Origin of the sequence: Micromonospora sp. LOL_023, assembly GCF_048060115.1 — a bacterium.
Lineage (GTDB): Bacteria > Actinomycetota > Actinomycetes > Mycobacteriales > Micromonosporaceae > Micromonospora_E.
In genome coordinates, this window is the sequence record NZ_JBHMIM010000003.1 from 75,824 (window position 1) to 95,815 (window position 19,992).

General features: G+C 70.4%; 24 protein-coding genes and 1 pseudogene. 17 read left to right on the forward strand and 8 right to left on the reverse strand.

All coding sequences use genetic code 11. The annotated features are described in order from the left end of the window. Positions 1–10 precede the first annotated feature (10 nt). The 4 genes from ACFHVL_RS02625 (at position 11) to ACFHVL_RS02640 (ending at position 3,328) form a co-directional block, all read left to right on the forward strand. Positions 11–346, forward strand: a complete 336-nt coding sequence (locus tag ACFHVL_RS02625) for a rhodanese-like domain-containing protein (protein ID WP_416625192.1) — start codon at positions 11–13, stop codon at positions 344–346. 101 nt (positions 347–447) lie between these two features. Further along, the gene (locus ACFHVL_RS02630; RefSeq protein WP_416625194.1) at positions 448–1,908 is read left to right on the forward strand and encodes an ATP-binding protein; all 1,461 of its coding nucleotides are present in this window, start codon (positions 448–450) and stop codon (positions 1,906–1,908) included. A 12-nt stretch (positions 1,909–1,920) separates the two neighbouring features. Next, positions 1,921–2,349, forward strand: coding sequence for an ATP-binding protein (locus ACFHVL_RS02635; RefSeq protein ID WP_416625196.1), 429 nt, complete (start codon positions 1,921–1,923; stop codon positions 2,347–2,349). Positions 2,350–2,446: 97 nt separating this feature from the next. Then, positions 2,447–3,328, forward strand: a complete 882-nt coding sequence (locus ACFHVL_RS02640) for a DUF5926 family protein (RefSeq protein WP_416625197.1) — start codon at positions 2,447–2,449, stop codon at positions 3,326–3,328. Positions 3,329–3,353: 25 nt separating this feature from the next. On the opposite strand, the gene ACFHVL_RS02645 is transcribed toward ACFHVL_RS02640, so the two are convergent. Next, a complete protein-coding gene (locus ACFHVL_RS02645) occupies positions 3,354–4,595 on the reverse strand; it encodes an arginine deiminase (protein WP_416625199.1) in 1,242 nt (413 codons plus the stop codon). Between the two features lie 167 nt (positions 4,596–4,762). Between ACFHVL_RS02645 and ACFHVL_RS02650 the strand changes: the two genes are divergently transcribed. The 5 genes from ACFHVL_RS02650 (at position 4,763) to pheA (ending at position 8,237) form a co-directional block, all read left to right on the forward strand. Continuing rightward, positions 4,763–5,515, forward strand: a complete 753-nt coding sequence (locus ACFHVL_RS02650) for a hypothetical protein (RefSeq protein WP_416625200.1) — start codon at positions 4,763–4,765, stop codon at positions 5,513–5,515. Positions 5,516–5,688: 173 nt separating this feature from the next. Continuing rightward, complete coding sequence (locus ACFHVL_RS02655; RefSeq protein WP_416625202.1) at positions 5,689–6,171, forward strand: hypothetical protein; 483 nt, start codon at positions 5,689–5,691, stop codon at positions 6,169–6,171. Between the two features lie 92 nt (positions 6,172–6,263). Then, entirely contained in the window at positions 6,264–6,650 is a 387-nt protein-coding gene (locus ACFHVL_RS02660; protein WP_416625203.1) for an ACT domain-containing protein, read from the forward strand. A gap of 17 nt (positions 6,651–6,667) precedes the next feature. Next, positions 6,668–7,270 (forward strand): hypothetical protein, encoded by a 603-nt coding sequence (locus tag ACFHVL_RS02665; RefSeq protein WP_416625204.1) that lies wholly within the window; start codon positions 6,668–6,670, stop codon positions 7,268–7,270. 10 nt (positions 7,271–7,280) lie between these two features. Further along, on the forward strand, positions 7,281–8,237 hold the full coding sequence (gene pheA, locus ACFHVL_RS02670) for a prephenate dehydratase (protein ID WP_416625206.1): 957 nt from the start codon (positions 7,281–7,283) through the stop codon (positions 8,235–8,237). 6 nt (positions 8,238–8,243) lie between these two features. Here the strand turns inward: pheA and ACFHVL_RS02675 are convergent, their stop codons facing one another. The 3 genes from ACFHVL_RS02675 to ACFHVL_RS02685 all read right to left on the reverse strand — a co-directional run bounded on the left by ACFHVL_RS02675 (position 8,244) and on the right by ACFHVL_RS02685 (position 9,953). Beyond that, complete coding sequence (locus ACFHVL_RS02675; protein WP_416625207.1) at positions 8,244–8,936, reverse strand: AIM24 family protein; 693 nt, start codon at positions 8,934–8,936, stop codon at positions 8,244–8,246. 116 nt (positions 8,937–9,052) lie between these two features. Next, the gene (locus tag ACFHVL_RS02680; RefSeq protein ID WP_416625209.1) at positions 9,053–9,406 is read right to left on the reverse strand and encodes a metallopeptidase family protein; all 354 of its coding nucleotides are present in this window, start codon (positions 9,404–9,406) and stop codon (positions 9,053–9,055) included. A gap of 115 nt (positions 9,407–9,521) precedes the next feature. Next, entirely contained in the window at positions 9,522–9,953 is a 432-nt protein-coding gene (locus ACFHVL_RS02685; RefSeq protein WP_326550776.1) for an OsmC family protein, read from the reverse strand. 93 nt (positions 9,954–10,046) lie between these two features. Here ACFHVL_RS02685 and ACFHVL_RS02690 point away from each other — a divergent pair, with 93 nt between their 5' ends. From ACFHVL_RS02690 to ACFHVL_RS02700, 3 genes are read left to right on the forward strand one after another with little or no spacing between them, the layout of a single operon-like run. Next, entirely contained in the window at positions 10,047–10,853 is an 807-nt protein-coding gene (locus tag ACFHVL_RS02690) for a hypothetical protein (RefSeq protein WP_416625210.1), read from the forward strand. Between the two features lie 54 nt (positions 10,854–10,907). Further along, positions 10,908–12,173: a serine--tRNA ligase gene (gene serS, locus ACFHVL_RS02695; protein WP_416625212.1), complete on the forward strand. Its 1,266-nt coding sequence runs from the start codon at positions 10,908–10,910 to the stop codon at positions 12,171–12,173. After that, on the forward strand, positions 12,170–13,042 hold the full coding sequence (locus ACFHVL_RS02700) for an alpha/beta hydrolase (protein WP_416625369.1): 873 nt from the start codon (positions 12,170–12,172) through the stop codon (positions 13,040–13,042). Before serS ends, ACFHVL_RS02700 begins: the two co-directional genes overlap by 4 nt. 100 nt (positions 13,043–13,142) lie before the next feature. Here the strand turns inward: ACFHVL_RS02700 and ACFHVL_RS02705 are convergent, their stop codons facing one another. Beyond that, positions 13,143–13,331, reverse strand: coding sequence for a GntR family transcriptional regulator (locus ACFHVL_RS02705; RefSeq protein WP_416625213.1), 189 nt, complete (start codon positions 13,329–13,331; stop codon positions 13,143–13,145). On the opposite strand from ACFHVL_RS02705, the gene ACFHVL_RS02710 reads away from it, so the two are divergent. The 3 genes and pseudogenes from ACFHVL_RS02710 (at position 13,273) to ACFHVL_RS02720 (ending at position 15,237) form a co-directional block, all read left to right on the forward strand. Next, positions 13,273–13,464 carry a GNAT family N-acetyltransferase gene (locus ACFHVL_RS02710; RefSeq protein ID WP_416625382.1) on the forward strand — a complete coding sequence of 64 codons (192 nt, stop codon included), beginning with the start codon at positions 13,273–13,275 and terminating at the stop codon, positions 13,462–13,464. The two genes, ACFHVL_RS02705 and ACFHVL_RS02710, sit on opposite strands and share 59 nt — an antisense overlap. A 116-nt stretch (positions 13,465–13,580) precedes the next feature. Beyond that, positions 13,581–14,396 (forward strand): annotated as a pseudogene (locus ACFHVL_RS02715) (HAD family hydrolase); the annotation flags it as partial. Positions 14,397–14,400: 4 nt separating this feature from the next. After that, positions 14,401–15,237: an HAD family hydrolase gene (locus ACFHVL_RS02720; protein WP_416625215.1), complete on the forward strand. Its 837-nt coding sequence runs from the start codon at positions 14,401–14,403 to the stop codon at positions 15,235–15,237. Position 15,238: 1 nt separating this feature from the next. Here ACFHVL_RS02720 and ACFHVL_RS02725 read toward each other — a convergent pair whose 3' ends face one another. After that, on the reverse strand, positions 15,239–15,856 hold the full coding sequence (locus ACFHVL_RS02725) for a bacterial proteasome activator family protein (RefSeq protein ID WP_416625216.1): 618 nt from the start codon (positions 15,854–15,856) through the stop codon (positions 15,239–15,241). 279 nt (positions 15,857–16,135) lie between these two features. Between ACFHVL_RS02725 and ACFHVL_RS02730 the strand changes: the two genes are divergently transcribed. Next, on the forward strand, positions 16,136–17,341 hold the full coding sequence (locus tag ACFHVL_RS02730; protein WP_416625218.1) for an ABC transporter substrate-binding protein: 1,206 nt from the start codon (positions 16,136–16,138) through the stop codon (positions 17,339–17,341). A gap of 64 nt (positions 17,342–17,405) precedes the next feature. On the opposite strand, the gene ddaH is transcribed toward ACFHVL_RS02730, so the two are convergent. Beyond that, on the reverse strand, positions 17,406–18,239 hold the full coding sequence (ddaH, locus tag ACFHVL_RS02735; RefSeq protein ID WP_416625220.1) for a dimethylargininase: 834 nt from the start codon (positions 18,237–18,239) through the stop codon (positions 17,406–17,408). A gap of 68 nt (positions 18,240–18,307) precedes the next feature. On the opposite strand from ddaH, the gene ACFHVL_RS02740 reads away from it, so the two are divergent. Further along, positions 18,308–18,775: an Lrp/AsnC family transcriptional regulator gene (locus ACFHVL_RS02740; protein ID WP_416625222.1), complete on the forward strand. Its 468-nt coding sequence runs from the start codon at positions 18,308–18,310 to the stop codon at positions 18,773–18,775. Positions 18,776–18,827: 52 nt separating this feature from the next. On the opposite strand, the gene ACFHVL_RS02745 is transcribed toward ACFHVL_RS02740, so the two are convergent. Next, on the reverse strand, positions 18,828–19,913 hold the full coding sequence (locus ACFHVL_RS02745; RefSeq protein WP_416625223.1) for a T3SS (YopN, CesT) and YbjN peptide-binding chaperone 1: 1,086 nt from the start codon (positions 19,911–19,913) through the stop codon (positions 18,828–18,830). Between the last annotated feature and the right edge of the window lie 79 nt (positions 19,914–19,992).

Below are 19,992 nucleotides of genomic sequence, written 5' to 3' on the forward strand. Positions count from 1 at the left end.
GCTGGGCGGCATGTTCGGACCCACTGTCCCCACGGTCGTCGTCGCCGACGTCACCGACGAGGCATACCTGATCGACGTACGCGAGCCGCAGGAGTGGGTTGCCGGGCACGCGCCCGGCGCCCACCATCTGCCGATGATGGAGATCCCGCAGCGACTCGCCGAGGTGCCACAGGACGGCGACGTGGTGGTCGTCTGCCGATCCGGCGGCCGGTCCGGTCAGGTCGTGGCGTACCTGCGGCAGCACGGCTGGGACAACGTCCGCAACCTGGCCGGCGGCATGCAGGACTGGGCGGCGGGCGCCCGGCCGATGGTCAGCGAAACCGGTCAGCCGGCGCGGGTCCTCTGACCGGGCGTCCACGACCTCATGTCGACCGACTGGCACCGTCGGCCGCACGCCGGCGGCCTGGCCACTGCCCAAATGGGCCGACAGACGGCAGACTCACAGGCATGCCGGAACGCCCCGACTACCCGAGCCTGATCGCCGGTCACACCGTGGTCCTCGACATGATCAACAACGGGGACGCCGGGCTGCCGGTCCTGCACCATCTGCTACGACTGGCCCAACGCGCCCTCGGCGCCGCCGGCACGTCGTTCGCCGAGTACGGCCCGACCAGTGGCCGGATCATCGCCGCGGCCGGGGCAGCCGAGTGGTCGATCGGCCGGCCGGTCGACCTCGGCGATCCGGTGACCGCCCAACTGCTCGCTGGTCCGCGAACGGTCGAGTTCCCGGTGACGGCGCTCTCCGCCGAGCAGGCCGACCAGATCGCCGGGCGTGGCCTGCACCGGATGCTGACCGCCCGGGCCGAGATCGGCGGAGTGCTGATCGGCAGCCTGCACGCCTACTATCCCGACCTGGACGGCGAGGCCAGCCCGGAGCACCACACTCTCATCGCCTACCTGTCGTCGCACATCGCGCACATGTACGGCGACCAGAGCGGGCTGCCGGTGCACGGCGACGGTCCCGTGGTCGCCGCGCTCGCCGACGGGCTCGCCATCATCGACGACGAGTCCTGCGTACGGCTGTGGAACCCGGCGGCCGAGCGGCTGACCGGCAGTCTCGCCCGGGAACGCCTGCACCGACCGATCCCGTTCCCGGTGCCACCGTCCGGTCAGGTCGTCGACCACCAACAGCCGGACGGCCGCTGGCTGCGGGTCACCTCCGGAGAGCTGCCAGGTTTCGTCGCGTCGCGGGTCGTCACCTTCCGGGACATCAGCGATCAACACCGCCGGGACCACGACGTCGATCTGTTCATCGCGGTCACCAGCCACGAACTCCGCACTCCGGTGACCGTCATCAAGGGATATGCCGAAACACTGGGCGACCACTGGGATTCGTTGAGCGATCAGGAGCGCCGGGAGGCAGCCCGGGTGCTGGGGCAGCGGGCCACCGAACTCGCCCGCCTGGTCGACCGGCTGCTCGCCGCCGCGAACGACGCCGGCCCGGTGGCCGGTGGCCGGCTCGCCACGTTCGACCTCGCCGAGACGCTTCGTGCGGCGGTCGACACGCTCCCCGCCGAGCTACGGCGCCGGCTCACCGTGGACCTGCCACCCGAGCTGCCCAAGGCGTTCGGGGACCGGAGCAGCCTGGCCACGGTACTCACCGAGCTCGCCACCAACGCCGACAAGTACTCGCCGGGAAGCACCCCGGTGGAGTTGACCGCCACGGCCGACGAGCGCACCGTCGTGTTCCGGATTAGCGATCGCGGCATCGGGGTACATCCCGAGCACGTGGAACGGGCGTTCGACCGCTTCTGGCAGGGCGAATCGGGCGATCAGCGTCGCTACCCGGGCGCGGGTCTCGGGCTCTATCTGGTCCGTCAGATCGTCGAGCGCCAACACGGCTGGGTGTCTCTACGACCGCGAGACGGCGGAGGAACGGTAGCCCAGGTACGGCTGCCCCGCGGATGAGAGGAGACCGTCGTGACCGCGGCGCTGATGGGACGGACGTGGAGCGTCCTGGTACCCCACCATGTCAGCGGTGGGCGGCTGGCCCGGCATCAACTGACCAGGATGTTGGCCAGTCGGATTCGGCCCAGTTTCCTGGCTGACGTGATGACGGTCGTCGCCGAGCTGGTCGGCAACGCCGTACGGCACGCCCGGCCGCTGCCCGACGGCATGATCCGCGTCACCTGCCAGCTGATTCCAGCGCGGCCGAGCGGCACGATCCGAATCCGGGTGACCGACGGCGGTTCCAGCGGCAGCCCGCAGCTGCGCGCGGCCACCCCGGAGGCGCTCAGCGGTCGCGGGCTGTCCATCGTCGCCGCGTTGGCCAGACGGTGGGGGGTGGAGAACATCGGCACCGGGCGGTGCGTCTGGGCCGAACTCTGCGGTCCGGACACCGGCCGCTGACCGAGCCGGGCACGACCCGGCCGCCGAGCGCCGGCCGCACCGGAGCGACGGCGGCGATGCCCCCGCACCCCGATCCGATCCTCTAGGCTGACTGGCCGTGAGCAAGCGCCGAAAGCAGGACCGGGCCGCCAGCGGCGGCAAGCGGGAGAAGATCCGCGACGTGTACGTACCCCGGCCGTTCGCCGGGCTCACCGCCGAGCCGGACTGGATCGCGTTACGCGAACTCGTCCCGGCCGCGACCGCGCCCCTGGTGCTCGCCGCCGACCTGGCCGACCGGTACCCCGATCGGACGGTGACGCTGGCCACCGTGCTGCCGATGGCGGTGCCGGCGTTGGTGCGGGCCGACGGCCAGATCATGATCGGGCTGCAGCGGCACGCCCAGTCCGGTGACGTGTCCCGGGACCTGGCCGCCGCGTTGCTCGCCGCGCTGGAGACCGATCCCGGGGACACCGTGGTGGTGCCGCCGCTGCCTGGTCCCGGGCCCCGGCTGCAGGACGTCCTGACCGACGGGGCGCTCGCGGTGACGGTGCACGACAGCTTCGCGTTCTGGGTGGCGGCGGAGGCGGCGGCCGATCCGGCGGTGCAGGCCTCCCTCGAACGGGCCGACGCCTCCATCTATCCGACGACCCGGATGACCGCCGCGACCGCCGCGTACTGGTGTCGGGTCGGCGAGCGGGCACACGTGCGCTGGGTGCTGGGTGACGAGGAGGATCGGGCGCTCGACACGCTGGCCCGGCTCAGCGCGGCGGGTGACCTCCCGCTGGGGCCGCAGACCAAGTTCGCCGGCATGTTCCGGGCGCACGGGCTGCTGGTGCCGGTCTGGGATCTGCCGTCGGGCCCGGCGGCCGACGAGTGGGAGGATCCACTGACCCGGTTCGTCAAGCGCTACGCCGAGGCGGCCGCGGACACCGGCGACCTCGACGCCGCTGCCCGCCGATCCCGGCAGGGCCTGCTGGGACGCCAGCTCACCCTGCGCTGAGTCCATCGGGCAGTCGGACGGCAGCTCACCCGGTAGGCGAGCCGGGCAGTCGGCTGGGTCGTGGGCGGGCCGGATCGCGGACCAGCGGTGCCGACATGCATCGTGGTCCGCCTCGGCCGGACCCGAGTTCGGTGCCGAAGATGGTCACGACGTCGATGCCGGCTCGCCGGAGCGCGGTGTTGGTCGCGGTGTTGCGCTCGTAGGCGACACAGACGCCGGGCGACAGGGCCAACGTGTTGTTGCCGTCGTCCCACTGTTCGCGCTCGGCGGTGACCGGATCCAGTCCGGTGTCGACCACCCGGAGCCGGTCCAGGTCCATCGCGTCGGCGGCAGCCGGCAGGAACGGCGCGGGCCCGTCCACCTGCAGGTCGCCGGAGCCGTCGAGGATCACCGTGTACGCGGTCAGTTCCTCGGCCATCGGCGGATACATCAGCACGGTGTCGACGTCGACGAGGGTGCAGATGGTGTCCAGGTGCATGGTCGCCCGGCGCTGGGCGATCGGCACCACCAGGATGGTGTGGGCCAACGCGGCGCCGAGCACCCGGCGGGCGAGGTGCTCCACACCGGCTGGCGTGCTCCGCTCGCCGGTGCCGATCGCGACGACCCCGGGGGCGAGCAACAGCACGTCGCCGCCTTCGACATGGTCGAAGGCGGCCCGGTAGAGCAGCTCGGTGCCGACGAAACGCGGATGATGCCGGTAGATCAGGTCGGTGAGCTGGCCTTCCCTGCGCCGGGCCGGCATGGCGAGGCTGGTCACCGCGACCTGATCCCGGATCCACACTGATGAATCCCTGGTGAACAACAGATTGGGTAGCGGGTCGACGACGAACTCGTGCTCGCGCATCAGGGCGTACCCGAGTCCGGGTGGTCGCCCGGCGCCGACCCGCAGCTCCCCACGGGCGACGCCGGCGACGAGCACCCGGGCCAACCCGGCCGGATCGAGGTACGCGAGTTGGTCGGCCACCCGTTGGCGCAGCGTCTGCCCGAGCCGGCTGCCGGCGAGCACGGTCTCGATGGCTTCGGCCCGCGCGGTGTCGTCGGCGACCGTCTCGGCGAGCAGCTGTTCGAGGTAGAGCACCTCCACGTCCCGGCAGCGCAGCACCTCGGCGAAGGCGTCGTGTTCTTCCTGGGCACGGGCGACCCAGGGGATCGCGTCGAACAGCAGGGCCCCGCTGTTGCGCGGGGTCAACCGGGCCAGTTCGGTGCCGGGGCGGTGCAGCAGGACAGTACGGAGGTGGCCGACCTCACTGTCGACGTAGTGCGTCACACGCGCGCCCCATGGCTGTCGTTTGGCACCATCTGTCTAAAGAGTCGTAGGGTGAATAGGGCATTCATCCCTACTCACTCCGGCTTGGCGCCTTGCTTCAGTACCGGTGTCGCCACGTACGGTAGTGGGAAGTCCAAAGTCCAGGGGACCTTTTGCCGGAGGTCGTGATGACTGTGTTCCATGAGCGCCGAGTTCTGCCCGCGCAGCGGGCCCTGCCACATCAAGCAGATGCACGGCCCATGGAGGAGTCCCCCTCCGATGCGCTGGAGGCCATCCGGCCGTCGCCGATGGAGTGGGCCCGACGTCGACGGGCCGAGCGGGGTGCCCGGCGCATCGAGGCCGCCGGTGCCCGCGCGGTGCATCGACTCGATCATCTCGGGCCGGCCTGGCACGCGGTCAACTGGCCACGAACGGACAGCCCGGACCATGTGCTCGGGCTGGAGACCGCCGGCCGGGGCGAGCGCGCCGGCTTCCTCGCCATCGGCCCCAGCGGGCTGTTCGCGGTCACCGTCGTCGATCATGGCCGCAGCCGGGTGCTGGTCGCCGGCGACGTCGTCCAGATCAACGGCAAGCGCCCAGCGTACGTCGCCGAAGCCCGCCGCGACGCGAAGCGGGCCAGCAAGGCGATGACCGCCGCGGTCGGCCACACCATCCCGGTCGCGCCGGTCCTGACCTTCGTCGGCTCCGGGGTGATCAGCGTCTACGGGCTCCCCAAGGAGTGCATGGTCACCACCCACCGGGAGCTCGACCGGCTGCTCATCGCCGGTGGAAGCCGGATCAGCGCGGCCACCGCCGAGAAGCTCTACCAGGTCGCCCGGCATCCGGGCACCTGGGGCAACGCCCCGTACCGGTCCAACGCCGACTACCGGTGGTACGGCGCGGACCGAACGGCGGCTGACAAGCCGTCCGGCCGGCGGTAGCCTCGGGCCGAAACGCTACAACCTCCCTGCGGCCTACGTCCGCTGCTATCGGACATGTGACGCCTGCGGGTGTCTGCACATCCGTCGGATCGCCGGCTCGTCCCGGCGTCATTCGACGGACGTGCAGAGACCGGTTAGCGTTGCGGTTGTCCGGTGGAGTCAGGGGAGGCGCGATGGCGCACGTCGAGCTCTCAATTTCTGAGCCGTTGGTGCCGCAGGCCCGCGAGTCGATCGAGACGTTGCGGTTGGACAACTTCCAGCTGTGGATCTCCGCCGCTGCCGTCGCACTCGAGCCGTGCCTGGTGATCGATCAGGGACTGACGATCGCAGCGGCCTCGCCGGCCTGCTGCGAACTGCTCGGCCTCGGCGATCCGGGCACAGTGGCCGGTCGGCCGCTGCTGGCCGGCCTGCGCCTGGTCGATTTCACCGCACAACGCGGCGAGCTCGACGAGAACGAAATCGACAAGATCCCGCCGCTGCTCGCCCTGACCTCCGGTCGCCTCGCCCGAGGGCTGCTCCGGCTGGCCGGCGCCGCCGAGAACGGCCCGGATGACGGCACCGTGGACGCGATCGCCACTCCGGTCTGGAGCGGCAAACGGGTGACCGGTTCGCTGACCTTCTTCGCCCCGATCACCACCGCCTTCTCCACCAGCTGACCAACGGCGTCGCCGCCCGGCTGACCGATCAGTCCGTACCCCGCACCGACCGACCGGCTCGCATTCCGGCGCCACTGTCGTACGCTGCCCCCATGCTCGACCTCGTACTGCTGCCCGAGGAGTACGCCATCTGCCGGCTCCCGGCCGGCTCCTCGCTGCCGGCCGGCCTACTCGCCGGCCCAGCCGATGGCATCGTCTCGGTCACCTGGACCGAGGACGAGGTGTCGATCATCTGCCGGGCGGACCGGGCCCCGGCCGAGGCCACGGCCGCCACTCCCTGGCGGTGTCTGCAGGTGGCCGGTCCGCTGGACCTCGCGATGACCGGAGTTCTCGCTTCGCTGGCCGGGCCACTGGCCGACGCCCGGGTCAACATCGTGGCGTTCTCCACGTACGACACCGACTATCTGCTGGTGCCGACGGTCCGGCTGGCCGAAGCGCTCGCCACGCTGACCGGGACCGGTCACCGGGTGGCTGGCTGAGCCCCTACCATGAGCTGGTGCTTTGCGCGCACCAGCGGCGTCGGGCAGACAGCTCCCGGACCAGCAGGCAGACTTCGGCTGCTTGCCGTGCGCTGCTGATCGGCACGCTACTGGTCGGCACGGCGCTGAGCGCCAGCGGCTGCGGCCGCCCGCCCGAGCTACCCGGGCAGACACCGTCCGACCGGGCGCTTCCATCGACCACCAGCACGACCGCTCCGGCGACGCCCGATCCACCGCCCCGTACCAGCGCCCCGACTACCCCGACCACCCCGACGCCCACCGGCAGCCCCGGCTTCGGTGAACGGGTCGCTGTCGACTGCGCCGGCCGGCCCTCCGCGGACCAGGTCGTGGCACTGCTGCGGCGGAGCACCGAGCTACTGCCCGCCGGCGCCCAGGTTTCCGTCCCGGTGACGCCGCGCTGCGCCGGGACCTGGCAGTACACCGTGGTGCAGATCCCTGACCGCGAACCGTTGCAGGTGGTGACCGAAGGCTTGCCCACCTCATTCTCGATGGTCACCGCCGGCACCGACGTCTGCGTCATCCCGGTGCGCGTCGGCGCCCCGACCGGTATCCGCACCCTTGCCTGTGAGTTGGTGCCGATCCCGTCGGGCACTGCGTAAGCTGGCCGGCATGTCCGTCGTCGCACCGACCCGCTTCGCCTACCTTGGCCCCGAAGGCACCTTCGCCGAGCAGGCACTGCGGACCATCCCGGCGGCGGAGCAAGGTGTACGACTGCCGGCGCGCAGCGTCCCGGAGGCGCTGGAGGCGGTCCGGACCGGCGCCGCCGACGCCGCGCTGGTGCCGTTGGAGAACTCCATCGGGGGGGCGGTCGGGGTCACCTTCGACGAGCTGACCAACGGCACGCCGCTGGTCATCACCCAGGAAGTCGTGTTGCCGGTCGAGTTCGTGCTCGCCGCCCGCGCTGGGACGAGCCTGGAGCAGATCGGCAGCATCGCCGCCCATCCGCAGGCGTCCACCCAGTGCCGGGGCTGGCTACGCCAGCACGTCCCGGACGCGACCGTGGTCGACGTGCTGTCCAACGGCGCGGCCGCCGCCGGGGTGGCCGCCGGCGATCACGACGCCGCCATCTGCGCGCCCATCGGAGCGACCGGCCACGGGCTGACCGTACTGGCCCACAAGATCGCCGACCACTGCGACGCGGTGACCCGCTTCGTCCTGGTCCGCCGCCCCGGCCCGCCGCCCCCGCCCACCGGCGACGACATCACCACGCTGGCGGTCTACATCGCGCACGACAGTGTCGGTGCGCTGCTCGCCGTGCTGATGGAGCTGGCGGTACGGGAGGTCAACCTGACCCGGATCGAGTCCCGCCCGACCGGCGAGGCGCTCGGCCGGTACGCGTTCTTCCTCGACTGCTCCGGTCACGTCGCCGACGACCGGCTCGGTGACGCGCTACGCGGCCTGCACCGGGTCTGCGCCGAAGTGCGGTTCCTCGGCTCGTACCCCCGACACGACTGGCCACCGGCCGGCGGCGGGCGGGCCGGCGGCGACCAGGCCGACCGGCGCGACGACGACTACGCACAGGCGGCTGCCTGGCTGGCCCGGGTCCGCGCCGGTCGACTGGACTGACGGGGGCTACTGCTGCTGCTGGCCGGCGCCTCGCACCGGCGGCTCCTCGGACGGCTGGACGATCACGAAGCCCTGGCCGGCGAAGCTCATGGTGAACGCCTCCCCGGTCCGCCGGCCGAGCAGCGTGCCCAGGCCCAACTGCTCAGCGCGGTGGTAGCCGGTCTGCAGCCCGGCCGACCAGCAGACGGCCGCCTGCGGGTCGACGTAGGTGGGCTGGTCGACGGTCAGCACCACCGGGGTGCCCTTGGTGGTGATGGCGATCCGCCCCTGGCCGGTGAAGACGCAGTTGAACAGCCCAGCGGAGGAGGCGAAGCCCATCCCCTGCACCATCCGGATGTCGTACTGCAGACCGGCGTCGAAGGCCAGCACGCTGGACCCGTTGATCGACAGCGCGTCACCCGGCTCCAGATCGATCAGGTGCACGTCGCTGGCCTCGTTGGCGAGGAAGACGTCGCCCTGGCCGGTCAGTTTCATCAGCGGCACGCCCTCGCCGGTGAGCTTCTGCTTGAGGAAGTTGCCCAGGCCGCCGGAGCCCAGCGCCTGGAACTGGACACTGCCCTGGTAGGCGACCATCGCACCGGTCCGGGCCATCGCTTCGCCGTTGAGCTCGATCTTCAGCAGCTTGGAGTTCTGCAGCCGCAGGCCGGGCTGGGCCGACTCCTTCTCCAGATGCTCGGCGGAGAACAGGGCACTGCGCATGAGGGTTCCTCCTGGTCAGGGGCTATCGACCGAAGGGTAGTGATCGCACGCAACCCGAGTCGAGTCGTTGCCTGAGCGAGCAGCCCGGCGGGCGAGTCTTCCGGGCGGTCCGATGGTCAGCCCCAGCCGAGGTCGTGCAGCCGTTCGTCGTCGATGCCGAAGTGGTGGGCAATCTCGTGTACGACGGTGATCGCCACCTCGTCGACGACGTCGGCTTCGGTCTCGCAGATCCGCAGGATCGGATTGCGGTAGATCAGGATCCGGTCGGGCAGCACCCCGGCGTAGTCCCAGCCCCGGCTGGTCAACGCGTGGCCCTCGTAGAGGCCGAGCAGCTCGGGCTCACCGGCCGGGGTGTCGTCCTCGACGAGGATCACCACGTTGCTCATCAGCTTGAGCAGTTCCGGCGGCACCTCGTCGAGGGCCTCCCCGACGAGTTCCTCGAAGCGTTCGCGGCTCATCTCGACCGGCATCGGTCCATTCTGCCGCACCACGACGGCCATTGAACGATCTTGGGCTTGTCGCGTGATCAGGTGATCACGCGACAAGCCCAAGATCGTTCGATGTGGCTGCTTGCAGTCGCGGGGTTCAGACCGAGAGGCTGGCGTTCAGCGTGATCTCGGCACCCGGCGAGAGCAGCCGGGAGATCGGGCAGTTGGCCTTCGCCGCCTCGGCGAGCTTCTGGAAGGTGTCCGGGTCGACACCGGGCACCTCGCCGACCGTCTCCAGATCGATCCGGGTGACGGTCATCCCGGCGTCGGTCTTGCCCAGATGCACGGACGCGGTGGTCTGAACCGACGTCGGCGTGAAGCCGGCGTCCGCCAACCCTTTCGAGAACGCCATCGAGAAGCAGCCGGCGTGCGCCGCCCCGATCAACTCCTCGGGGTTGGTGCCCTCGCCCTCCTCGAAACGGGACTTGAACGAATAGTTCCCCTCATATCCGCCCTTGCCGGTGCGGATGGTGCCAGAACCCTCGGTCAGATTGCCCTGCCAGCGGGCTGATGCGGTACGGATAGGCATGGCCATGACGCTAGCTCACCGCGGTGGCCGGTGCGACGATGCCTTGGGCCAACGACACCGTGGGCCGACGACACTCCAGGAGGGCCAGCCGCGATGGCCGACGACGACAGCCGTACTCCCGCGGACGCCGGCGCCCGAACCGAGCCGGTCGTGCTGGACTTCGGCGGCGCACCGACCCCGCCGGCCGGCCCGCCGCACCGCTGGTCCGGCTCGGTCACCCAGCTCACCCAGCGGCTGCGGGCCACCGTCAGCGGCCTCCGCACCCCGCCCGCGACCGGCCGTACGGCGAGTCTGGCCCTGGCCGCCCTCGGAGCGCTGGCCGGAGCCGTCTCCGCCGGCGGTGTCTGGATCGACTTCGTGTTCCCGGAGGTGAGCGTCGACGACGGCGAGCCGTACGCCGACGCCTTGCTGGTGTCCGGCCTCGGCGGGTACGGCACTGCGTACCTGCTCGGCTTCTTGGTGCTACTGATCGGTGCGGCGCTGGCGCTGTTCGGCTCAGCCAAGCTCCGCCGCGACACGCGGATCGCCGCGCTGGCCCTCGGCGGCGGTCTGCTGGTGTTGCTCGTCGTGGTCACCAGCAACGCCGAAGGGCTGGTCCGCTCCCCGCTGGGAGCCGGGCGGCACCTGGTCGTGCAGACCGAGACAGGCGCCGGTCTGACCGCCGCTCTCGTCGGCGTCGGCACGCTGATGCTCGCCGTCCACCTGGCCGGTCGCGCGGACGCACCGCACGACACTGGCAGCGGCCAGGGCGATGCCGTGGTGCCGACGGTCGCCAGACCAGCCGCTGAGCTGGCGACCGGGCCGGATGCTGAGCTGGTACCACCTGCCGACCTGACGGTCGCGCCGACCGACCCCTTCGTCCGGCCGGACCAGCCGCCGTACCAGAACCGACGCTGGTGATGCGGCGTAAACCTGCGCGCGGGCGAACCACCCGGCCCGGTATCGTTGACATCCGTGATCGATCTCCGTCTGCTCCGCGACGACCCGGACCTGTTCCGTGCCAGCCAGCGTGCCCGCGGTGAGTCCGAGTCCCGGGTGGACGACCTGATCGCCACCGACGAGGCCCGCCGCGCGTCGGTGCAGGCCTTCGAGGCGTTGCGCGCCGAGCAGAAGCAGCTCGGTAAACGACTGCCCCGGGCCGAACCGGCCGAGAAGGCCGAGCTGCTCGCCCGTACCAAGGAGCTCTCGGCCCAGGTGAAGGCGGCCGAGGCCGCCGTGACCGAGGCCGAGCAGGCGCTGCGCCGGGCGCAGTTGGCCTTCCCCAACCTGGTCGAGGCAGGCGCACCGGCCGGTGGCGAGGACGACTACGTGGTGCTGCGTGAGGTCGGCACCCGGCCGGAGATCGACGCCCCCCGCGACCATCTGGCGATCGGCGAGGCGCTCGGCGCGATCGACGTCGAACGAGGCGCCAAGGTCTCCGGCAGCCGGTTCTACTACCTGACCGGCGTCGGCGCGCTGCTGCAACTCGGGCTGCTGCAGCTGGCCATCGCCCAGGCCGTCGAGTACGGCCTCACCCCGACGATCACCCCGGTGCTGGTCAAGCCGGAGTCGATGGAGGGCACCGGCTTCCTCGGCGAGCACGCCAGCGAGATCTACCGGCTCGAAGCCGACGACCTGTATCTCGTCGGCACCAGCGAGGTGCCGCTGGCCGCCTACCACTCGAACGAGATCCTGACCCTCGACGGGCCGCAACGCTACGCCGGCTGGTCGTCGTGCTTCCGGCGCGAAGCCGGCTCGTACGGCCGGGACGTCCGCGGCATCCTGCGGGTGCACCAGTTCGACAAGGTGGAGATGTTCTCCTTCTGCCCGCCGGAGCAGGCACACGACGAGCACCTGCGGCTGCTCGCCTGGGAGGAGGAGATGCTGGCCAAGGTCGAGATCCCGTACCGGGTGATCGACGTAGCCGCCGGCGACCTCGGCACCAGCGCGGCCCGCAAGTACGACTGCGAGGCGTGGGTGCCGTCGCAGGGCCGCTACCGCGAGGTCACCTCGACGTCGAACTGCACCACGTTCCAGGCCCGCCGGCTGAACATCCGCTACCGCGACGCCGACGGCCGCACCCAGCCGGTGGCGACCCTCAACGGCACGCTCGCGACTACCCGGTGGCTGATCCCGATCCTGGAGAACCACCAGCAGCCGGACGGCTCGGTCCGGGTGCCGAAAGCACTTCAGCCGTACCTCGGCGGCCGGGACGTGCTGGAACCCCTCGCCACCGCCTGACCACTGTGCGGGTTCCGTTCCGGCATCTGCCGGTCGACCAGTCAGAAGTCAGGTACCTGCACGGCCCCGATTCGCTACGCCTACCCGGTGTGCCGGTCGGTCGGACCATCGAGTTCGACTGGGCGGACAGCGCAATCTATCCGGGTACGGCCCGAAAGTTCTGGGTGCACCTGCCGGCGCGGTACGACCCGTCGCGCCCGGCTGCCCTGCTGGTGTTCCAGGACGGCTGGTGGAACCTGGACCCGGCTGGCGAGGTCCGTGCCGCCCTCGTCCTGGACAACCTGATCCATGAAGGCGACCTCCCGCCCATGATCGGCCTCTTCGTCGACCCTGGGTCCATGCCTGACGGCGCTGGCGCTGGTGACGGCCTCGATCGCAGGCAGCGCAACGTCGAGTACGACGCTTTCGACGACCGCTATGCCACCTTCCTGTTGAGCGAGATCATCCCGCAGGTGAGGGAGCGTTTTCCGATCACCGACAACCCGGATCAGTGGGGGATCTGCGGCATCAGCAGTGGCGGCAACTGTGCCTTCACTGTCGCCTGGCTGCGCCCGGACAGGTTTCGCCGGGTGCTCTGCTGCCTGTCCAGCTTCGCCCAGATGCCCGGTGGCAACCCTTATCCGGAGCTGATCAGGGACACCCCGCGTAAGTCGGTGCGGATCTTTCTGCAGACCGGGCACCGGGACATCAACTGGAACGAGCCGGAGCACAACTGGCTCGCCAGCAACTTGCACGTCGCGGCCGCCCTGGCTCAAACGGGGTACGACTTCCGACTCGTGCTCGGCGACGGTGGGCACAGCCCGAACCACCCTGGGGTGCTGCTGCCAGATGCGCTGCGCTGGCTGTGGCTGCCGCCGGACCCCGGCTGAGCGACGTCGAGTGGAGGGCTGGGATACGTAATTCTCGCGGAATTTCGTATCCCCGCCCTCCACTCGACGGGGTGCTGGGTTGACGCCGCCCTACTTCGGTTCAGCCACGAACACGCACGACGCCGTGGGCACTCTCGACCAGGCCCTCGGTCCGCAGGGCGTGCATGGCGTAGCGGATCACCGAATCCGAGATCTTGTGTTCAGCCTTGAGCTGGGCAGTTGACGGGAGCTTGTCGCCGCCCACCTGGGCGCTGGGCCGGATGCTCGACGAGGCGCGGACACTCGACATGGACCGGCTGCTCGCGGTCTGCGCGATCGGCAACGACGCCTCGGCCAGGACGATCGAACGGTGCGGCGGCGTCTTCGAAGGCGTGCGTGACACCGCGTTCGGGTCGGTCCGGCGGTACTGGATCATGCTGTGACGTCGAACATCGATGCCTGGTCAGTGTGCATCTCGGCTTCGCGCGCAAGTCATGGTCAGGTCACGGTACGCGAGGTACGGTTGCTGCCCCGTCGACCGGGGATCAAGGAGGACAGCATGCCGCGCCCTGGCCTACCCAAGCTGATCGCGACGGACCTCGACGGCACTCTGGTCCGCAGCGACGAGACCGTTTCCGCGTACACCCATGAAGTTCTCGACCGTGCCCGGTCCCTGGGCATCCCGGTGGTCGGGGCCACCGGCCGAGGTCCCCGGTTGATGGAGCTGACCCGCAACGACATCCGGGCCGGCGACTTCCTGGTGATGGCCGGCGGCGGCCGGGTCGTCGACCAGAGCGATCCGGCCGGCCCAACGGTGCTGCGCGACGAACGGCTGCCCGGCGAAACCCTGGCGGAGATCATCACCAACTTGGAGGCGGCGGTCGGCCCGCTCACGGTCATGGTCGAGGCGTCCGACGAACACGACGCGCCGCTGTGGGGCGACTTCGACCCGCACTGGCGCTACCCGGAGCGTTTCGAGGCCCGCACCCGGCAGCAGTGCCTGGCCGGTGACGTGATCAAGGCGTTCGCCCGGACTCCGTCGCACGACGTGGACGCCCTGCTCGCGGCGGCAATCCGGCTCATCCCGCCCACGCTGGCGACGGTCACCCAGGCCGGGCTCGGCTACATCGAGATCTGCCCACCCGGGGTGGACAAGGCCACCGGTCTGGCGGTGGTCGCCGAGTCACTCGGCGTCGACCCGGCGGACGTGCTGGTCTTCGGTGACATGCCGAACGACCTGCCGATGTTCGCCTGGGCCGGCGGGGGCCGGGTGGCAGTGTCGAACGCGCATCCGACAGTACGCCGGGCCGCCGATGAGATTACACTGCGTAACGACGATGATGGTGTAGCGGTTTACCTCGATCGGCTAATGTCCGGAGATGCAAGTGCGTCCGCACGTGGTCGCCACCGACCTCGACGGGACACTGCTGCGGCCCGATAAGTCGCTCAGTGCCCGGACCGCCGCTGCACTCGACGCGTTCCACGCCTGCGGCGGGCAGGTGCTGCTGGTCACCGGTCGCCCGGTCCGCTGGCTGCCCGCCGTCTACGCACAGCTACGCGAACCGGTGCCGGCGGTCTGCGCGAACGGCGCGGTGGTCTACGACCCCCGGACCGACACCGTGCTGCGCGCCGACCCACTCGCTCCGGGGATCATGGCCGAGGTCGCGCGGCGGCTGCGGGCGGAGGTGCCCGACGTCGTCTTCGCCGTCGAGGTGGACGACGGCCGGTCGATGCGGCACACCGCCGAATGGCCCGCGCACTGGAACAGCGAGCACCCGACCGCCCAGGTGGTGACCGATCCGGCCGAGCTGCTCACCTCGCCTGCGGTGAAACTTCTGGTACGCAGCAGCCACGACGACCCTGACGTGTTCGTCCGGATCGTCGCGGGCGCGCTCGCCGGGCTGGCCGAGGCAACCCACTCGTCGAAGTCCGGGCTGGTGGAGATCTCGGCGGCCGGCGTGACGAAGGCAGCCGGCCTGGCGTGGCTCTGCGCCCGACTGGGCGCGACCGCCGACGACGTGGTCGCGTTCGGCGACATGCCCAACGACGTACCGATGCTGACCTGGGCCGGACGGGCGGTGGCGGTGGCCAACGCCCACCCGGCCGTACGCGAGATCGCCGACGCGGTGACGGCGTCGAATGCCGACGACGGCGTCGCCGTGTACCTGGAGGGCCTGCTGGCCGAGGCCGAGCGAACCGCTCCCGAGGCGAGCTGAGTCAGAGATACTGGCCGGTGCGGGAGCCGCCGCCGTCACCGGGCTGACCCTGCTGACCCGGCATGCCGGGGATCATTCCGCCCGGACCCATCGGCAACGCGGGCCGGTTGCCGGTGCGCATCTGCTCCAGCTGCAACCTGGCCGCCATCTGCTGGGCCATCAGCGCCGCCTGGATGCCGTGGAACAACCCTTCCAGCCAGCCGACCAGTTGCGCCTGCGCCACCCGCAGCTCGCCTTCGCTCGGGGTCGCGCCGTCCTCGAACGGCAACGAGATTCGCTCCAGCTCCTCGCGCAGCTCCGGGGCCAGCCCGTCCTCCAGTTCGGTGATCGACCGCTGGTGGATCTCGCGCAGCCGCTGCCGGCTCGCCTCGTCCAGCGGCGCGGCGCGGACCTCTTCGAGCAGCTGCTTGATCATGCTGCCGATCCGCATGACCTTGGCGGGTTGCTCGATCAACCGCGACGGATCGTCCGGATCGGCGGCGTCATCGTCGGCAGTGGCGCCGGTGCCGACCGTGCCGATCGGCCGACCGTCCGGGCCGACCACCACCACCGCACCGGGTCGGCCACCGGTAGGTACGGACTCGTCGGTTTCTTCCGGGGAGCCTGGTGTATCGGTCATACGACCATCTTGACGCAGTGACCCGGCCGACCGCTCGCCGGTCCCCCGATCGCCCGCCCCGGCCAGCGCCCCAGGCATCCGGACCGCCGCGACACCCGTCGACAACGTCTCCGCAACAATTCGGCACCAATAGGACGGCGTCCGCGCTCACACCGCATTGCCCGTCAGCTACCCAGGGCGGTGGATCACCTAGCATTGACGCGACACGGCAGAGCGGGTAGAACGCCGGATGGGCGGTAGACCAGCGCCGTCGCAACCCCTTGCGAGAGGACCACCCCTGTGCCCAACATCGACCGCCGGCAAGCCTTGAAGCTGCTGGCCGCGCTCGGCGTCACCGGGCTGGCCAGCGCGTGCAGCATCGGCACCGAGGATGATCCGGACACCGGGGGCGACCTGGTCAGCGACGTGCCGATCCGGATCGGGTTGATCGTCCCGCAGACCGGTGGTTACAAGCCGATCGGCGACGAGATGCTCAACGGCTTCCAGCTCTACCTCGACAACAACCAGCGTCGCCTCGGCGGCCGGCCGGTCGACCTGGTCATCGCCGACGAAGGGGAGACCCCCCAGTCCGGTCAGGCGGCGGTGGATTCGTTGTTGCAGCAGAACGTGCTGGCGCTCACCGGCGTGGCGAACGCCGCCGTGATGCTCGCCATCCGCGACGCGGTGGAGCAGGCGCAGGTCCCGTTGGTCGGCTCGAACGCCTCACCGCGCAGTCTGCAGAGCGTCGTGTACATCTGGCGTACCTCTTATGTCTCGGACGAGCCGGGCGTGGCCCTGGGCGGGTACCTCGCCCAGGAGATCTCCCGCAACGGCGAGGTGACGATCGTCGCGGCCGACCAGCCGGCCGGCCGCGACCTGGTGCAGGGCTTCCGGGAAGGGTTCGGCACCGGCGACGACCGGATCTCCGCACCCGTCATCTGGGCCGACTCCACGCCGAATCCGGGCCGGGACACCTTCGCCGACCCGATCGAGGAGCTCATCGACCGCGACCCGGAAGCGGTCTACTGCTTCTTCACCGGCAGCGCCGCGGTGACGTTCATCCGCCAGCTGCGCGACGCCGGCTACGACGGACCGATCTACGGCCCCGGATTCCTCACCGAGGGCACGGTCGTCGACGAGCTCGGCGAGGAGGCCAGTGGCATCATCACGGCCCTCAACTACTCGGCTGACCTGGACAACTCGGCGAACCTGCTCTTCGCCAGCGGCTACCGCAAGCGGTACGGCGCGTCGCCGACCACGTACGCCATGGCCTCGTACGACGCGGCCCAGGTGCTGGACAAGGCGATCCGCACCGCTGGGGCCGGGGTGAACGCTCAGCAGTTGAACCTGGCGCTCGGCCGGCTCGGCCAGATCGACAGCCCGCGCGGATCGTGGCAGTTCAATCAGCCCCGTACCCCACAGCAGAAGTGGTACCTGCGGGAGGTCCTGCGCGACGGGCCGGTGCTGTCGAACGTGCTGATCACCGAGCTGGCCACGCTCGGCTGAGCGAGGAGCAGAAAGGTAGCGAGCGGGCCCGGCCGGGGACGGGGACGGGGACCAGCCAGTCCGCTCAGCCGCGCAGTTCGGCCACGCAGCACTTCACGCTGCCCCCGCCCTTGTGCAACTCGGTCAGCTCCACCAACACCGGCTGATAGCCGGCGGCGGCGAGTTTGTCGGCCATCGTGGTCGCCTCGCTGTTGAGCACCACGTGCTGGCCGTCGCTGACCAGGTTGAGCCCGAACGCGAGCGCGTCGGCCCGGCTCGCGAGCAGCGCGTGCGGGAACAGTTGCCGCAGCACCCGCTGCGAGGCGGGTGAGAACGCCGCCGGGTGGTATGCGATGTTCTCGTCGTCGAGCGCGGCCAGCGCCGTGTCGAGGTGGTAGAAGAGCGGATCCACCAGCCGCAACGACACCACCGGCCGGCTGAGTGTCTCCTGCAACTGCCGGTGCGCGTCCGGATCGGTGCGGAACCCGTAGCCGGCGAGGATCGTGCCGCCGTAGGCGGCCGGCAGGTAGGCGAAGTCCCCGTCGCCCTCGTTGGTCTCGGTTGGCCGGACGTATCGCCAGCCCAGTTGCTGCTGGTAGAAGTCGCGGTGCGCGGCGGCCTCCGGTGCCCGCTGCGGGTGGGTGAACCTGGCTCCGAACGCGGTGCCGTCGACGGAGAAGGCACCGTTCGCGGTGTAGACCATGTCGGGCAGTCCGGGGCGCGGCGACAGCAGGTGGATCTGGTGGCCCAGCCCGACCAGGGTTTCCCGCAGACCGTCCCACTGCTTGAGGGCGAGTTCGGTGTCGACCGGTTGTCCCGGGTCCATCCACGGGTTGATCGCGTATTCGACGGTGAAGTGCTCCGGCGGGCACATCAGGTAGGAGCGTGCCGGGTCGGCGGTGACGCTCGGGGAAGTCACGGGAACCAAGAGTAGGTAGGCTGTCACACAATAAGAAGCCACGATTGTTGCACGTGAGGAATAAAACGTTGCAAATCGATGCAGTCGACCAGCGAATCATTGCGTCACTGGTGGTAAATGCCCGTTCCTCGTACGCGGAGGTCGGCGCCCGGGTTTCGCTGTCCGCGCCAGCCGTGAAACGCCGGGTGGACCGGCTGCGGACGGCAGGGGTGATCCGTGGCTTCACCGCCGTGATCGACCCCGCCGCGGTCGGTTGGACCACCGAGGCGTTCATCGAGCTCTTCTGCACCGGGCGGACCACTCCGGCGCAGATCGCGGCGGCTACCCGGCGGCATCCGGAGGTGGTCGGCGCCTACACGGTCAGCGGTGAGGCGGACGCCCTGGTACACCTGCGCGCCGCCGACATCGCCCACCTGGAGCAGGCCCTCGAACGGCTACGGGCCGAGTCGTTCATCACCTCCACCCGCAGCATGATCGTGCTGTCCCGGCTGGTCGACGCTCCGCCACCGGTCGCCGTCCCCGATCCGCCCGGCTGACCAGCCCGCCGGCGGCACCACCGCGGCGCGACACCCCGACAGCGCGGCAGGTTCAGAGATACATTCCGGTAGGGGGGTCAGCTGACCCGCCCCGGGACGGCTTGTCACCATCGCCGAAGAACCGCTTGCCGCCGAACTCACCGTGCAGCCGGTCGTCCAACTCGTCGGCCAGCCCGGTCATCACCTGCACCGCGAGCATCAGATGGGTGGCCTGGAAGTTGCGGCCGAACACCGGGATCGACGCCCACACGGTGTCGTTGGTGCAGTAGAGCCGGCCGATCGGCATCCGATTGGTCAACTCGGACAGCTTCACGTAGAGCTGCTCGGTTGGCTCCACCTCGGTCAGCACCGGCGAGAAAACGTCCACCAGCGGCGGGTTGTCCCGGATCCGGACGAAGACCATCGCCGATCCGGCCCGGATGCCGATGTCACCGTCGGCATCGACGCTCAGGTGCTCCGGGGTGCTGCGCATCATCGTGGCGACCACCGTGCGTACCCGCTCGTCCAGCGGCATCGCGTCGGCCGGTTCGACGTCATCGTCGTCGCCGGCGAGTTCGGCGGCGGTGGGCAGGCCGAGGTTGTCGCCGATCGACGACTCCGGCCGGGCGGTGCCGAACGGCTCCACCTCGATCGGATCGTCGTTGGCGTCCTGCACCGAGTAGACCAGGAAAGCCGGATGCGGGGTGCCGTAGACGTGCCGCAGGGTGTGGGTGATCAGCGACGCCAGCCGGGTGATCTCGGCGGTCGTGGTGGCCAGTCCGAAGTTGTCGCCGGATCCCGGCACCACCCCGGGCGGCGACCAGCCGAGCGCGACCAGGTCGGCCACGGTGTCCCGGTTCATCCGGTAGCTCGGCGGCAGCGTGGCATTGCTCACCGCCGAGGCGCTCAGCCGGTCCTGCAGGCCGATCCGCACGCCGACCGAGTAGATCGCGTCTCCGGTGCCGGACGCGGTCGGATCCAGGGTGAGCTCGACCTGAGCGCCGGACGGCAGGGTCGGCAGCGTGCTCGCCAGGGCGGCGGCGAAGTCCCGCCACGCCTGGTTCACCTTTTCCCGCAGGTCGGCCATGCTCGGCTCGTCGAGCAGGAGCGGCTCGTGGGCGGTCGGTTCGTTCCCGACCGTCGGTTCGTTCCCGGTCACCTGGTCCCCTGTTGCCGGCACCTGCTCCCCCACGTGATCATCTCCGGAGTTCCGTGCGCACACCCTACCCACGTCGCCT